The sequence below is a fragment of the Vibrio sp. 10N.261.46.E11 genome (genome assembly GCF_041472735.1).
Classification (GTDB): Bacteria; Pseudomonadota; Gammaproteobacteria; order Enterobacterales; family Vibrionaceae; genus Vibrio.
In genome coordinates, this window is record NZ_JBFRQW010000020.1 from 39289 (window position 1) to 54213 (window position 14925).

Below are 14925 nucleotides of genomic sequence, written 5' to 3' on the forward strand. Positions count from 1 at the left end.
TTAATCCATAAAATAGATAGAGATCATGCTGAAGATATATAACACGCTCACAAGACAGAAAGAGGAATTCAAACCAATTACAGCTGGCAAAGTCGGTATGTATGTCTGTGGGGTAACCATATACGATCTCTGTCATATTGGTCATGGCCGTACGTTCGTTTCATTTGACGTGGTAACTCGTTACCTGCGTTACCTTGGTTACGATTTGAATTTCGTTCGTAATATCACTGATATCGATGACAAAATCATCAAGCGCGCTAATGAAAACGGCGAGTCTTGTGACTCTCTGACTGAGCGTCTGATTGGTGAAATGCACGCGGACTTCGATGCATTGAACATGAAACGCCCAGATGTCGAACCTCGTGCGACTGAATTCATCACAGAGATCATTGAGTTAGTAGAAAAGCTAATTCAACGTGGCTTTGCTTACGTTGCAAGCAACGGTGACGTGATGTTCGAAGTTAGGAAGTTTGACGAATACGGTAAGCTTTCTAAGCAAGATCTTGACCAGCTTCAAGCTGGCGCCCGTGTTGACATCGATTCTGCAAAACGTAGCCCGCTAGATTTCGTTGTTTGGAAGATGTCTAAGCCAGGTGAACCAACTTGGGAATCACCATGGGGTCCAGGTCGTCCAGGTTGGCACATCGAATGTTCAGCAATGAACTCGTCTATTCTTGGCAATCACTTCGATATTCATGGTGGTGGTTCGGATCTACAGTTCCCGCACCACGAGAACGAAATCGCACAATCTTGCTGTGCACATGGCACCCAGTATGTGAATACTTGGATGCACAGTGGCATGGTGATGGTAGACAGAGAAAAAATGTCTAAGTCACTGGGTAACTTCTTCACTATCCGTGACGTACTTCAGCATTACGATGCAGAGACAGTTCGTTACTTCCTGATGTCTGGTCACTACCGTAGCCAACTGAACTACAGCGAAGATAACCTAAATCAGGCTCGTGCATCACTTGAACGTCTCTATACATCACTTCGTGGTCTAGACGTTACCGCAGCCCCTGCTGGTGGTGAAGAGTATGTGACTCGTTTCTCTACAGCGATGAACGATGATTTCAACACACCTGAAGCTTATTCAGTGCTGTTTGAAATGGCTCGTGAAATCAACCGTATCAAGACTGAAAGCATAGAAAAAGCAAGTGCACTAGGTGCGTTGATGCGTGAACTGGCAGACATCATCGGTATTCTGCACCAAGATCCAGAAGCCTTCTTGCAAGGCGATGCAGCAGGTAACGATGATGAAGTCGCTGAAATCGAAGCGTTGATCAAACTGCGCAACGATTCTCGTGCTTCGAAAGATTGGGCAAATGCCGATCTTGCACGTGATAAGCTGAACGAGCTAGGTATTGTTCTGGAAGATGGTCCAGAAGGTACGACTTGGCGTCGTAAGTAAATCTGATAAAAAGGGCTGATTTTCAGCCCTTTTTTCTAGCAAAAATTCTCTAATTTCACCTTTTTATCTTCAACTTTTAATTAACAGGAATATTTCTGTGGCTCAGATGTATTTTTATTACTCGGCAATGAATGCGGGTAAGTCAACAACGCTTCTTCAATCTTCATTCAACTACCAAGAACGTGGTATGACACCAGTGATCTTTACGGCTGCATTAGATGATCGCTACGGTATTGGTAAAGTGAGCTCTCGAATTGGTCTGCAATCAGAAGCTCAGCTTTTTAAAAGTGATACTAACCTTTTTGAAGCAATTAAAGAGCTTAACGAGCAGGAAAAGCGTCACTGTGTGTTGATCGATGAGTGTCAGTTTTTATCGAAAGAGCAGGTTTACCAACTAACAGAAGTCGTAGATAAGCTGCACATTCCTGTACTTTGCTACGGTTTGCGCACTGACTTCTTGGGTGAGCTGTTTGAAGGTAGCCGTTACTTATTGTCTTGGGCCGACAAGTTAGTTGAGCTGAAAACGATTTGCCACTGTGGTCGTAAAGCCAATATGGTAATTCGTACAGATGAGCACGGTGTGGCGATTGCTGAAGGTGACCAAGTGGCTATTGGTGGTAATGACCAGTATGTTTCGGCTTGTCGTTTGCACTATAAAGAAGCGTTAGGTAAATAAGCGGCTCTTTGGTTGATTTTTCTTAAGTGAACAAAGCTGGAATCAACAAGCCCAAGTAATAGCTAAGAATAATAAACGGTGGCCAAGTGCCACCGTTTTTGTTTTCTGAAAAGGCGTATTCCGCTACTTAAAATTTTATTCGAAACCCAGCTTCTTCAATGCTTGGTAGGCATGTTCAACGTCATCAGGAATCGGAATTTCAATCTGAAATCCTTGCGCGGGGTAAGACTTGATTCGTTCGAAATCAGCAATGAGAGCACCCAACACCATGTCTAATGGTAACTCTTCGTTAAAGTAATCATCCCAATTCTGCCATTGTGATGTCACTCTTATCTCGGAAGTTTCGTCAGGCCATTGCTTACAGAACGTTGCGTAAGTGCGTTTCTCCATGAAGGGCTTCTGAACTAGGGTCAGCCGTTTCGGTGATAATCCTCGCTGAGCCAGTAGCTCGTGGGTAAACCGTACATTTTCCCCAGTGTTTGTTGCGTGCTTCTCAATGATAATGTCTAAGTCAGGCACACCACAGTCTCGTGCGATCGCCGCGAACGTTTCTGCTTCTGAACGTTCAAAGCTCCCTTCTGTAAAGCGTCCCATACCACCAGAAAAAACGATGTAAGGCGCTATCTTTTGGTGATAAAGCTCGGCTGCGTATTCAGCAACACGAGTATCGTTACTGCACAACACAAAAATACAGTCTGATGGTTCAACCTTGTGACCCATAGACATAAAGTTCCAAAGGGTGTCGACTGAGCGATGCAGTTTGATATTGGGATTTTTCTTAGCTGTAGATTGCTCAGTCATGAAGTGCGTCCAGTGTGGATTCGAATTTAAACGAGTAACCTAAGTCGAGAATCTTTTTCGAAGAGATCAGTTTGTCTGGCGTATCGACAAGAGGGGGAAGTGGTTCGCTGCTATTGGCACTTTTTAGTGCAGCGGCATAGAACTCTGCTTTGCTCACCGTATTCGGTGTGGTGACGTTGACCACTTCGTTGTGCAGTTGACTGATAGCGAAATCGACTGCGCCAATCGCGTCGTTAAGGTGAAGCATATTGGCAGGAGCTTGAGTACTAACCTGCTTCAATTTACTTGCAAACCTCGATGGGTGACGGTTCGGACCAATCAATCCACTAAAGCGAAGAATGGTGTAGTCGATGCCAGAATCAACCACTGACTGTTCCGCTTGCAGCATAACACGCGCGTTATCGGAAAATGAAGACGCTAGCTCGTTGCCTGAGGTTGAAAGGGGGAGTGAAGCATCCAGCTCGTTCAATACGCCAGGTTTGGTTGGGTATACGGTTGTTGAACTGACCATGATGAGCTTCTTAACGTTGGCCTTTTGACACGCATTGGTGAGTTGCTGCCAGTAGTCGGCGTACTCTTGTCCTGCTCCCTTTCTAAAGCCTGGAGGGAAGCTACCAATCACTATCTCAGTGTTGTTTTCGAGTAACAACGAATAGAGTTCGCCGATAGTCTCATCTGGCTTTGATGAGTCAAAACTAAACACTTCACATGGAACTCGTTTGTTCCCAACAGCGTCTGCACCTGCTTGGGTCGTTTTCGTGACCACAACTTGGTTACCATGTTTTTCTAAATGTTCAGATAAAGGTGCACCGACCCATCCTGCACCAACAATAAATATAGAAGCCATGTGTTCCTCACAACTGCAAATGACGAATTTACAATAAGCCTAACAAACCTTTGGCCAAAAATGAAAAAACTCCACGGCCGAAGCGAGTGGAGTTTTTACTAGAACCGTGGAGTTTTAGTTCAGTACGCGAAGTAACTTGTCTGCGCGCTCTGCCATCTGGATGCCTTCATCTGTTAGGTAACCACCGTCTGGCTGAGTGCAAAGATTCTTTTCGAATAGGCGCTTAACAGCGTCTTGAGTTTCTTGAGCAGCCTCTTGATGAACTTTAATTCCAGTAGCGGCGCTACTTACATCAAATTGAAGAAGGAGGTTTAAATCAGCAATATGTTCAGCGTTGTACTTCATAATTAACCTATATATTCATAACGTTCTCTACCTTCACCTTAGTGCGCATTCACGGCTCAAGCAATAGCAAATAAATAGAATTGATAAGTGATACCAAATTGAATGATAAATCAACGCATGGTGGGTTTATTTTAGTTATATTGCGTGATTTGCAGCCACTTAAATTCTGAACGATGTTTATTGGGAAGTGGTTGTAATATATTGTGTCACTAGAAATATATTGCATCCAGCTAATATTGTATAAAAAGGAAACGCTTCAGTGAGAGTGAACAAAGTAGCATTAATGAGTTGTATGCTATTTGCTATCTCAGGTTGTCAAAGTACACCCTCAGAGCAGACAGGCGCGAACCAAACCACAAATAACAATGAATCAACAGTAGAGGTCCGTTCATTTCAGTCTGTCCAAAGTGTTTACTCCGAGTGGGAGGCTAAGCTTGAAGAACACGCTCAATTGTCTCTCTATGCTCCAGAGAATTACAATGAACTATTAGACGCTTGGAATGATGCTGAAAGCATTTATACGGACTTACTGAAAGATCAAACACGGTTAACCAAGAGTTACTCGATTTTTTCGACATTAACTTACGCCGAAGCCTTTGATGAAAAAATCGCGTTGATTCGATCAAATTATGACTCGATCTTAGTGCTAAAGGAAAAGGCTGACAGAGTATTAGCCGACTCGATAGTGCAAATGGATTACTTAAAGTTTCTTGGTGCCGACACAATGTTTGCATCGAGCTACAAGCGCTTGTATTCAGAATACAGCGAGCTGTTTGAGTACGTGCTGGTCGACGAACTTGAAGATGCTCAGGAAGCACAGGTAGAGTTTCTAAATAACGCGAGTTTGTTAGAAGTTAAAGTGGCCCACAAGAAGTACATCGAACCTTTGAAGAACGAATTAGAGTTCTTGGAAGATGAAGATTTTGATGATGTTGTTCCATTGACGTTTGCTAAGGCAGCATCTCAAATTGCGTTGGCAGAAAGCCAAGTGAAAGCCAGCCCTCGTGAAAAGTCGATCATTGAAGACGCGGTTCACGCTGCTAAGTTCGAATTAAACCACGTGCGCAGTGTCGCTCATGAAGTTAAAGTGCTTTCGAGTGTTAAAGGTGACAGATTCGAACAATCGGTTTTGAATGCTGAGAATCAGCTATTGAGCATTTCACGAGTGGTTAATAATGAAGATCATCGCGATGTTGTATTGCGTCTTCAGTCTCAGAAAATTGTAGCAAGTGTTAAAGCGCTGAAAAGCTCTGATATGACAGCGTCATTAAAGTCAGAAATTGAAACTTTGACTGAGCAATTGGCTAACCTGGAATCTGAAAACCAGAAGCAAGCACAGCAATTGTCTGAAGCAACCAAGCATAGTGAGTTACTCGGTGAGCAGATTACGAAGAGCGATGCTCACATAAAAAGCTTAGAAGAACTAGTCGATAGTTTGAAAAGCTTAGGTGGTAAAGTTGCCAACGAAAGTGATTCTGATGCGATCTCGCCGAGTATTGAAACAAATCTAGAGAACCCGGCTCTAGAACTATCATCAGAAGAAGTGATTGAACCTTCGGTTTAGCATCACTAATGTCTTTATTTGTGACTGACTTAAAAGCGCCTCTAGGCGCTTTTTTACGTTCTGTTGATCTATGTCAAAATCTGAAAAGAAAAGCTCTCAAAACACGGATATAGTGTACACCATCCTTATGGTTTTAACGTAACTTTTTGATATTTATAGATGTGTTGTTTTTATCGTTGGTAGGTTTTCATTCATCAGAGTTTTCTTTTTACTATTAAAGTCGTAAGAAATTTCAATATCATTGAAGGTTTGGCGTTTTCTTAGTTGTTGAAGGAAATTCGAGCTTAAAATAGCTCTTGAATTCAGAAATGAAAGAGAGGATTATCGCGCTCCCGACGACATGTTTCAAAATGTAAATCATCATGAATCTAAACCAATTTGACTCATTATTACCGCCACAAATGGCTGAGCGCGCTGCAGATATTGGCGTAGGTAAAGCAACTAAAGATCCAATCAAATCTTTTCTCCTAGCGATTTCAGCTGGCATCCATATCGGTATTGCGTTTGTGTTCTACACCATCGTAACGACCGGTGCTGGTGATTTGCCTTGGGGTATTACTCGCCTATTAGGTGGCCTTGCATTTAGCTTGGGCTTAATTCTCGTTGTTGTTACCGGTGGTGAGTTATTTACCAGTTCGGTGCTTACTCTGGTTGCTCGCGCGAGTGGCAAAATTACTTGGCGCACGCTCGTCAAGAACTGGGCTACGGTTTATGTAGGTAACTTGATTGGCGCATTGTTGCTGGTGGCATGTATGCTTCTGACCAAACAGTACATGTTTGACCATGGCCAGGTTGGTTTAAATGCAATGGCGATTTCCCAACACAAGATGCACCATGATTTTATCCAAGCTATCGCGCTTGGTATAATGTGTAATGTATTGGTTTGTATCGCAGTATGGATGACGTTTAGTGGACGTACACTTACCGACAAAATCGCGGTAATGATTTTACCTGTTGCGATGTTCGTATCAGCTGGTTTCGAGCACTGTATTGCGAATATGTTCCAAGTCCCTTTAGCTATCGGCATTAAAACGTTTGCTCCTGCTGAATTCTGGACAATGACAGGCGCTAACCCAGCGGACTATGTTGATCTGAACATGGTGGACTTTTTGATGAACAACTTGCTGCCCGTTACTATCGGTAACATCATTGGCGGTGGTATCTTTGTCGGCATGTGGTATTGGTTGATCTACCTGCGTGACTAATAAAGGTGGCTCTATCAACAAAAGTGGCGTACTTAACTCAGTTGACGAGATGCGCTAAAGCTCAGTGGAAACACTGAACTGACTTATGACATTTACAAGACGGTCTGCATTGCAGGCCGTTTTTTATTTGTGGAAAACCTACTTCTTCACCCCTCTAATGATCATCTGAACACTCAACAGCGCTGCTCACCATATGTGTATATGTCTTTGAAAACAACGAAGGATCAACGGTAATGATCTTTTCTCGGGTGAAAGTGGACAAAAAAGGATCTATCTTGATTTGGTTATCCACAATTTCTGTGGATAACCTGTCTCAAATTCAGTGAGTAACCAGATCCAAAGGGAGTGGGGAGGTTATTTTGAAGGTTGTATTTGAGCTAGGACTCGACCTTCTTTGGTTAGAGAAGCTTTCAATGATAGGTGGAGTGCAAGAGCCAAAGAGCAGCTCATCATCACGAAAATAGCCAACATGATCATCAACTGATACTTAATCGCGATCATTGGCGATGCACCGCCTAAGATCTGTCCTGTCATCATTCCCGGTAGCGTGACTAAGCCTGTGGTTGCCATAGAGGCCATAATCGGTGACATCGCTTTCTGTATCGCATTACGAAAAAAAGGCGCGGCTGCATAGGAAGGAGACGCGCCCAAAGCGATAGCCGCTTCGTACTCTGATTTCTGCGTTTCAAAAGCACCAAACAAGTTCTGCAATGCCACGATATTACTGCTTAAGCTATTACCTAACAGCATCCCTGCAATAGGGATAAGGTACTGCGCGTTAAAAACCGGTGTCGGTTTAATGATGAAAAAGCAGATAAACAAGACAATAGGTACACAAGTTACAGCAAGGCTAATGGCTATAGGAGCTAAAAGTAGATTTTTGGGGAGCCGAGATTTTTCAACAATTGAGCTTGCCCCAACGATGATCATTGCAAATAGCCACAGCAAATTGACCCATAAGTTATTTAAGGTGAACAAGTATTCTAGGTAAAGTCCCACTAGAAATAGCTGAATAATCATACGAATTATGCTGACAGAAGCCTCTTTGCCAAGGCCGAGTTTTAACTTGTAGTTGATGGTAATGGGTAGCAAGAGAAGTGAGCTGAACAACAATAACTGCCACCAAGATATATCAATAACATCTTGCATAATGATTCCTTTTAAGTGGTCTCCATCATATCTGAAAGTGCCAAATGATGCATTTTAACTGTAAAGTCACCAATTCGAAAAACGATCAATTATTTAACAAACAAAATACAAAATAGTGGTTGTTTGAGGCTTTTTTGGCTACTACTTAGTAGGTAAAAAGTTAAAATCGGTTGTCGAATGGTTGCTAAAATGTTGGATTTTAACATTTGTGAAATATACTTAATTCTTCACATTTGTTAATACTTTTTAATAACTTTGTTTAACTAAAAACAACTTTGGATGAGCTCAAAAAAGTATTGATTAGCAAGGGTTATAACGGGAGATTTGATTGAACCCTACTTTGAGTATGGTCTAAAATTTGTTGTTAGATACTTAAGAACTTTAGCCCCATAGAATGGGTTACTCGAAATTACTAAATACAAAATAGGCAAAATGTATGAGTGATGTTAATAAAATTGAAACTGGCGAAAAACGCTCGTTGGAGTGGAAGTCTTTCCTCTTCATCGCGGTGGTTCTCTTTCCAATATTAAGTGTGGCTTTTGTAGGCGGCTACGGCTTCCTAGTTTGGGCACTGCAAGTGTTTGTATTCGGACCTCCTGGTGCTCACGGCGGCATGTAATGCCCTCTAGTAACAACATTTTTTAAAATCAATATTTAAGAGAGCTAAACATGAAATCATTTTTAGTTAAATTATGGCGCACAATGACTCGCCCTGCGGTACACATCAGTCTTGGTGTACTAACTATGGGTGGCTTTATCGCCGGTGTTATTTTCTGGGGCGGTTTTAACACAGCTCTAGAGCACACAAATACAGAAGAATTCTGTGTAAGCTGTCACACCATGCGTGACAACGTATACGTAGAACTACAAGAAACGGTTCACTGGAAAAACACTTCTGGTGTACGCGCGACTTGTCCTGACTGTCACGTTCCACATGAATGGACAGCAAAAATCGCTCGTAAGATGCAAGCATCTAAAGAAGTATTCGCTCAAGTATTTGGTGACCTAGATACACCTGAGAAATTCGAAGCTCGTCGTATCGAATTGGCTAAACATGAATGGGATCGTTTCTCTTCGAACAAATCTCTAGAGTGTAAAAACTGCCACAACTACGATTCAATGGATTTCGAAAACATGCGCCCAACAGCGCGTATCCAGATGAAAAACGCGGCAGAGCGTGATCAAAGCTGTGTTGACTGTCACAAAGGTATTGCTCACAACCTTCCATTAGATATGGCATCAGCAAGCGGTATTGTTGGCGAGCTAGAAAATGTAGCAAGCAGCACATCTTACGCAAATGGTTCTGACGTGATCTCTATTCGTCACCTACCAATGTATACGGATGAGACAGCAACAGTTGAAGCGGGTCTATTAAGCCCTGCAAGTAAAGTTGCAGTGATCGACGAAAAAGGCGACATGATTAAGATTCAAATCGACGGTTGGCGTAAAGCGAAAGGCTTCGGACGTGTAATCCAAGAAGACTTCGGTATGAACATCTCGACTGCAATCTTGACGAAAGAAGTATCTCAAAGTGACGTAATCACTGTTGGTGAGAAGAAAGAAGATGAGCTAACTGGTCTTCCTTGGGAAGAAGTTAACCTAGCACTTTGGATGAAGAAAGAGTCTATGGTTGATAACTTCGATCCTATCTGGAACGCAGCGGGTCAAGCGTACCAATCTAACTGTTCAACGTGTCACTCACAGCCAGATGAAGCTCACTTCAGCGCTAACGGTTGGGTAGGCATGTTAGATGGTATGATTGCATTCGTTAACTTCGATACAGATACAGAAGCACTTGTTCTTAAGTATCTACAGAAGCACTCATCAGATTTTTCTGAAGGCCATCACTAATAAGACGTCAATTGGAGTAACACAATGGCAATTACAAGAAGAAGTTTTCTGAAAGGTGTCGCTACTACAAGTGCGGCATCGGTTATCGGTCCAAGCTTATTGGCGTCGGCATCAGCGTCTGCAGCAGAAACAGACGGCGCGTGGAAAGTCTCTGGCTCTCACTGGGGTGCATTCCGAGCTCGCGTTTATGCGGGTAAAGTACAAGAGATTAAACCTCTAGAAATCGATCAACACCCAACTGAGATGTTGAAAGGTATTAAAGGTATTATCTACAGCCCATCACGTGTGCGTTACCCAATGGTTCGCCTAGATTGGTTGAAGAAGCATAAATACAGCGCAGACACGCGTGGTAACAACCGCTTTATTCGTGTGACTTGGGATGAGGCACTAGACCTTGTTTACCGTGAACTAGAGCGCGTACAGAAAGATTACGGTCCATGGGCGCTTCACACCGGTCAAACTGGTTGGAGACAAACTGGTCAGTTCCACAGCTGTACTAACCACATGCAACGTGCAATGGCACTTCACGGTTACTCTGTGAAGAAAATCGGTGACTACTCAACAGGTGCTGGTCAAACGATCATGCCTTACGTGCTAGGTTCGACTGAAGTTTACGCGCAAGGTACATCTTGGGAACTTATCCTAGAAAACAGTGACAACATTGTTCTTTGGGGTAACGATCCAGTTAAAAACCTGCAAGTAGGTTGGACATGTGAGACGCACGAGTCGTTCGCATACCTAGAACAGCTGAAAGAAAAAGTTGCTAAGAAAGAGATCAACGTTGTTTCTGTTGACCCTGTTAAAAACAAAACAGGCCGTTACCTAGAAAACGAGCAAATGTACATCAACCCACAAACTGATGTGGCGTTCATGCTGGGTGTTGCTCACGTTCTTTACAACGAAGATCTATACGACAAGAAGTTCATCGAAACTTACTGTCTAGGTTTTGAAGACTTCATCAAGTACGTTCAAGGTGAAACGAAAGATAAAGTTGAGAAGACACCAGAATGGGCTGCAGAAATCTGTGGTGCAAGCGCGGACTCTATCCGTGAATTCGCTAAGATGCTGGTTAACGGTCGTACACAGATTCTTGTGGGTTGGAGTATCCAACGTCAAGAGCACGGTGAACAGCCTTACTGGATGTGTGCAGTTATCGCAGCAATGGTTGGCCAAATTGGTCTACCTGGCGGCGGTATTTCTTACGGTCACCACTACTCAGGTATCGGTGTATCTTCAACTGGCTTCGCTGCTCCGGGTTCTTTCCCGCTGAACATCGACCAAGGTCAATCGCCTAAGCACACTAACACTGATTACAACGGTTACAGCCGCGTAATCCCTGTTGCTCGTTGGGTAGATAGCCTGCTAGAGCCAGGTAAGAAGATCAAAGCGAACGGTTCAACGGTAACACTACCTGATATCAAAATGATGGTATTCAGTGGTAACAACCCGTGGCACCACCACCAAGATCGCAACAAGATGCGTAAAGCATTCAAGAGCCTACAAACTGTAGTAGCTGTTGATTTCGCTTGGACTGCAACTTGTCGTCACTCTGATATCGTGCTTCCAGCATGTACTCAGTGGGAGCGTAACGATATCGATGGTTACGGTGCATACTCTGGCCGTGGTTTGATCGCGATGCACAAACTAGTTGATCCTCTGTTCCAGTCTAAGACTGACTTCGAGATCATGTCTAGCCTAACTAAGCGTTGGGGTCGTTACGACGATTACACGCGTGGTATGGACGAAATGCAGTGGGTTAAATCTCTGTACGACGAATGTCGCGCTTCAAACGAAGGTAGCTTCGAAATGCCTGAGTTTGCTGAGTTCTGGGAAAAAGGTTTCCTAGACTTCGGTAAAGGTAAGCCATGGACTCGTCATGCTTCATTCCGTGAAGATCCAGAGATCAACGCACTAGGAACGCCTTCTGGTTTCATCGAAATCACAAGCCGTACTGTTGGCAACATGGGTTACGAGCACTGTCAAGAACACCCAATGTGGTTTGAGAAATCTGAACGTTCACACGGTGGTCCAGGCTCTGACAAACACCCGTACTGGCTACAATCTTGTCACCCAGACAAGCGTCTTCACTCTCAGATGTGTGAATCTGAAGAGTGGCGTGCGACTTACGCGGTACAAGGCCGTGAGCCAATCTACATCAACCCAATCGATGCTAAGAAGAAAGGCATCAAAGATGGCGACGTAGTACGTGTGTTCAATGACCGTGGTCAACTACTAGCAGGTGCTGTTCTAATGGATAGCTATGCTCCTGGTGTTGTTCGTATCGAAGAAGGTGCTTGGTACGGTCCGATCAACGAGAAAGTGGGCGCGCTAGATACATACGGCGATCCAAACACACTGACTCAAGATATCGGTACCTCTGAACTTGCTCAAGCAACGTCAGCAAACACATGTTTGGTAGACTTCGAGAAGTTCCAAGGCAAACTGCCTCCAGTAACTTCATTCGGTGGTCCAATCGAAGTTTCTTAAGCATCTCGCTTAAAAGCTAAGATTAAAGCTTGAATTAAAGCCCCTGTAAGCGCTCTTACAGGGGCTTTTTGTATTTTAGATATCTGTGTTGCTGTTTCTAATAAGCCTTGTGACAAGGCGAATAGAGGGCGTTTTTGAGATAGGCTGTAACGTGCTGTTTGAGATAGGTGACAGAAGCAATGACGCGGAAACAAAAAGGCCGATACAAAGTACCGACCTTACAGAAGCCTATGGAGTTAACTCTGATCAAGTTAGATCTCAAACATAAACCAATAGCCATAAGCACAGATTAAAGCGGGCACACTTGAATACAAGGTTGCGACCAGTGCTGCTTTCGGTGCCATCGCAATCGCAGGAAATAGTGCATCACCATCATTTGACATTGCGTTACCTACCTGAGCCGAAAGTGGTAGTGCGCCTGAAAGGTATAAGCTAGTGACCAATAATTGTGGTCCACAGCCCGGTAGCAAACCCATCAACACGCCAGCCAGGGGGAGCATGATCCCCCAACTTGAGAATAACGTCGCAAAATCGACATTTGCAATGACAGAGCCAAATTCAAAGAAAAGAAAGGCAACCACCACCCAAGCGGTAACAAAGTTTGTGTCTTGAGCGGTCTTTTGCAGTGGATGAGAGCCCATACATTTTTCGTCCTCACTCACAGCTGATTTGTAATCCTCAATTTCACGGGTCAGACCCCATAGAAACATTGAGCTAATCAGTAAGATTGTTCCCGCCCATTCCATCGACATTTCAGGCAACGCGAGCAACTCGTTAACATCGACTTGAAAAGAGCCAAGTAGAGCCACCGCAGCACCGGGAATAATCAGCACAGACCATAGGTAGCCTTGCAGGTTGATCGCCTTTTTAGAGACGGATTCTTTGTCTTGGGATTGAGATGAGCAACTGCGAACGGCTTCATTTTGCTCAGCCTGTTTTGGACGTAAGAAGTCATCGGCATGGAATAGGTTAATGATTCGACCTGACGCTGTACCCACAATCACGCCCATCGCCATCATAGCTAAACCGGTTTTAGGCTCACTTGCTATCAACAAGAAGGCAGCATCGCCCATGGTGGAGACAAGTACAGCAACAACCGCGCCGAACCCAAGTTTGCCGGATATAAACTGTGTAGTAACCACAATCGCACCACCACAGCCTGGCAATGCCCCCATTAGCGCGGCGAATACAACTTGGTTTGAACGAGATTGATGCACGAGCTTATTGAAGACGTTGTCTTTGTTGATGTACAAGCTTAACCAGTGGTAAATGGCTAATGTTAAAGCGACATAACAAGAGACTGCCCAGAATGCGTCAGACAAGGTAGTGACCGTCAATTCTCGCGTAGCAGGAGCTGCAACTAACGCCGCAAGTGAAATAGGTAAAAGCAGGCGCTTAAAAGACAGTGAAAACTGAGTTGTTTTCGCAGCGCTGCTGCTTGGCAAAAAAGAGATTAGTCGATCCATAAGTGTCACTCAAAATTTGTGTATTAAGATAATCATATACAAATGATAATAATTATCAATTGCATTAGTTGTTTTTTTATCTCTTGTTACCAATTGCTAAACCCACGAAACATGACCAATCTAAAAAAATGAGGTAAAGTATGCCCAATAAAGAGAGACTCTAAAGGTAGAGTCATAATTGTTAGTGTAATAGGAAGAAACATGATTTTAGTTGTTGGTCACAAAAACCCTGATAGTGACAGTATTTGTAGTGCGTTAGTTGCAACTGAGCTTCTTAAAGCTCGTGGCGAGGAAGCGACACCAATTCGCCAAGGCGAGATCAACCGCGAAACTCAACACATTCTAGAAGTCGCTGGTGCTGAAAAGCCAGAGCTTCGTACTTCTGTTGCTGGTGAGAAAATCTGGCTAGTTGACTACTCAGATCTAGCACAAGCACCAGACGATGTTGCTGATGCTGAGATCGTAGGTATTGTCGATCACCACCGTCTAGGCGACGTGATGACAGTAAACCCAATGGAAGCTTGGATCTGGCCTGTTGGTTGTACAAACACTGTACTTTTCAACATGTTCAAGATTGAAGGTCACGCTATCTCTCAACAAATCGCTAAGCTAATGATGTCTGCAATTCTTTCAGACACAGTTGGTTTCGCATCTCCAACATGTACTCAAAAAGACAAAGACGCGGTTGCTGAGCTTGCTGAAATCGCTGGCGTGACTGACGTTGATGCATTCATCAAAGCGCTTCTAATCGCTAAGACAAACATCGAAGGCTTATCTGCTGCACAGCTAGTAGAAAAAGACCTTAAAGGCTACCCATTCAACGGTCGCGATGTTGTTGTTGGTCAAGTTGAGCTTGCGACTCTTGAGCAAGTAGACGGCATGATCGAAGCTCTAGAAGCTGATCTTGAAGCGCGTTGTGAGAAAGATGGTCTAGCGTTCGCGGCAGTAATGCTAACAGACATCACTACTGCGCAAACTCGTCTTCTATACAAAGGTGAGTGGGCTGATAAGCTGGTTAAATTCGAGAAAGACGGTGTATTGATGATGGAAAATACATTGAGCCGTAAGAAGCAAGGCTGGCCTTGGCTTCAAGGCGAGCTTGTTTAATCAAGTCGCTTAATTA

13 protein-coding genes are annotated in these 14925 nt (G+C 43.8%); 8 read left to right on the top strand and 5 right to left on the bottom strand.

Annotated elements, in window-relative coordinates:
• Window positions 1-25 precede the first annotated feature (25 nt).
• Together cysS and AB4407_RS07080 are read left to right on the top strand one after the other, a co-directional pair.
• Window positions 26-1411, top strand: a complete 1386-nt coding sequence (gene cysS, locus AB4407_RS07075; protein WP_372119871.1) for a cysteine--tRNA ligase — start codon at window positions 26-28, stop codon at window positions 1409-1411.
• Window positions 1412-1508: 97 nt separating this feature from the next.
• Window positions 1509-2087 (top strand): thymidine kinase, encoded by a 579-nt coding sequence (locus AB4407_RS07080; RefSeq protein ID WP_372119873.1) that lies wholly within the window; start codon window positions 1509-1511, stop codon window positions 2085-2087.
• Between the two features lie 135 nt (window positions 2088-2222).
• Here the strand turns inward: AB4407_RS07080 and AB4407_RS07085 are convergent, their stop codons facing one another.
• From AB4407_RS07085 to AB4407_RS07095, 3 genes are all read right to left on the bottom strand, one after another.
• Window positions 2223-2888, bottom strand: coding sequence for a YdcF family protein (locus AB4407_RS07085; RefSeq protein ID WP_372119875.1), 666 nt, complete (start codon window positions 2886-2888; stop codon window positions 2223-2225).
• Window positions 2881-3735, bottom strand: a complete 855-nt coding sequence (locus AB4407_RS07090) for an NAD(P)H-binding protein (protein WP_372119877.1) — start codon at window positions 3733-3735, stop codon at window positions 2881-2883. The genes AB4407_RS07085 and AB4407_RS07090 overlap by 8 nt, the downstream gene beginning before the upstream one ends.
• Window positions 3736-3849: 114 nt before the next feature.
• Window positions 3850-4080 (bottom strand): TIGR02647 family protein, encoded by a 231-nt coding sequence (locus AB4407_RS07095; RefSeq protein WP_009848792.1) that lies wholly within the window; start codon window positions 4078-4080, stop codon window positions 3850-3852.
• Between the two features lie 259 nt (window positions 4081-4339).
• On the opposite strand from AB4407_RS07095, the gene AB4407_RS07100 reads away from it, so the two are divergent.
• Both AB4407_RS07100 and focA read left to right on the top strand, forming a co-directional pair.
• A complete protein-coding gene (locus tag AB4407_RS07100; protein ID WP_372119879.1) occupies window positions 4340-5644 on the top strand; it encodes an ATPase in 1305 nt (434 codons plus the stop codon).
• A gap of 362 nt (window positions 5645-6006) precedes the next feature.
• Window positions 6007-6849 (top strand): formate transporter FocA, encoded by an 843-nt coding sequence (gene focA, locus AB4407_RS07105; protein WP_048658323.1) that lies wholly within the window; start codon window positions 6007-6009, stop codon window positions 6847-6849.
• Between the two features lie 354 nt (window positions 6850-7203).
• Here the strand turns inward: focA and AB4407_RS07110 are convergent, their stop codons facing one another.
• Window positions 7204-7998 carry an ABC transporter permease gene (locus AB4407_RS07110; protein WP_372119881.1) on the bottom strand — a complete coding sequence of 265 codons (795 nt, stop codon included), beginning with the start codon at window positions 7996-7998 and terminating at the stop codon, window positions 7204-7206.
• A 436-nt stretch (window positions 7999-8434) separates the two neighbouring features.
• Here AB4407_RS07110 and torE point away from each other — a divergent pair, with 436 nt between their 5' ends.
• Genes torE through torA form a run of 3 tightly spaced genes read left to right on the top strand, consistent with a single transcriptional unit; the run spans window position 8435 to window position 12336 of the window.
• Complete coding sequence (torE, locus tag AB4407_RS07115) at window positions 8435-8617, top strand: trimethylamine N-oxide reductase system protein TorE (protein WP_008222628.1); 183 nt, start codon at window positions 8435-8437, stop codon at window positions 8615-8617.
• A gap of 50 nt (window positions 8618-8667) precedes the next feature.
• The gene (gene torC, locus AB4407_RS07120; protein WP_004734592.1) at window positions 8668-9849 is read left to right on the top strand and encodes a pentaheme c-type cytochrome TorC; all 1182 of its coding nucleotides are present in this window, start codon (window positions 8668-8670) and stop codon (window positions 9847-9849) included.
• A 24-nt stretch (window positions 9850-9873) separates the two neighbouring features.
• Window positions 9874-12336, top strand: a complete 2463-nt coding sequence (gene torA, locus AB4407_RS07125; RefSeq protein WP_372119883.1) for a trimethylamine-N-oxide reductase TorA — start codon at window positions 9874-9876, stop codon at window positions 12334-12336.
• Between the two features lie 251 nt (window positions 12337-12587).
• Here torA and AB4407_RS07130 read toward each other — a convergent pair whose 3' ends face one another.
• A complete protein-coding gene (locus tag AB4407_RS07130) occupies window positions 12588-13802 on the bottom strand; it encodes a putative manganese transporter (protein WP_372119885.1) in 1215 nt (404 codons plus the stop codon).
• A gap of 201 nt (window positions 13803-14003) precedes the next feature.
• Here AB4407_RS07130 and AB4407_RS07135 point away from each other — a divergent pair, with 201 nt between their 5' ends.
• Window positions 14004-14909 (top strand): manganese-dependent inorganic pyrophosphatase, encoded by a 906-nt coding sequence (locus tag AB4407_RS07135; RefSeq protein ID WP_009848785.1) that lies wholly within the window; start codon window positions 14004-14006, stop codon window positions 14907-14909.
• The last annotated feature ends 16 nt before the right edge of the window (window positions 14910-14925 follow it).

Bases quoted from the DNA above. Each gene is read 5' to 3' on its own strand.
- torA (WP_372119883.1), top strand. From the start codon at position 9,874: ATGGCAATTACAAGAAGAAGTTTTCTGAAAGGTGTCGCTACTACAAGT.
- AB4407_RS07085 (WP_372119875.1), bottom strand. From the start codon at position 2,888: ATGACTGAGCAATCTACAGCTAAGAAAAATCCCAATATCAAACTGCAT.
- AB4407_RS07130 (WP_372119885.1), bottom strand. From the start codon at position 13,802: ATGGATCGACTAATCTCTTTTTTGCCAAGCAGCAGCGCTGCGAAAACA.
- torE (WP_008222628.1), top strand. From the start codon at position 8,435: ATGAGTGATGTTAATAAAATTGAAACTGGCGAAAAACGCTCGTTGGAG.
- AB4407_RS07090 (WP_372119877.1), bottom strand. From the start codon at position 3,735: ATGGCTTCTATATTTATTGTTGGTGCAGGATGGGTCGGTGCACCTTTA.
- AB4407_RS07110 (WP_372119881.1), bottom strand. From the start codon at position 7,998: ATGCAAGATGTTATTGATATATCTTGGTGGCAGTTATTGTTGTTCAGC.
- torC (WP_004734592.1), top strand. From the start codon at position 8,668: ATGAAATCATTTTTAGTTAAATTATGGCGCACAATGACTCGCCCTGCG.
- AB4407_RS07135 (WP_009848785.1), top strand. From the start codon at position 14,004: ATGATTTTAGTTGTTGGTCACAAAAACCCTGATAGTGACAGTATTTGT.
- focA (WP_048658323.1), top strand. From the start codon at position 6,007: ATGAATCTAAACCAATTTGACTCATTATTACCGCCACAAATGGCTGAG.
- AB4407_RS07095 (WP_009848792.1), bottom strand. From the start codon at position 4,080: ATGAAGTACAACGCTGAACATATTGCTGATTTAAACCTCCTTCTTCAA.
- cysS (WP_372119871.1), top strand. From the start codon at position 26: ATGCTGAAGATATATAACACGCTCACAAGACAGAAAGAGGAATTCAAA.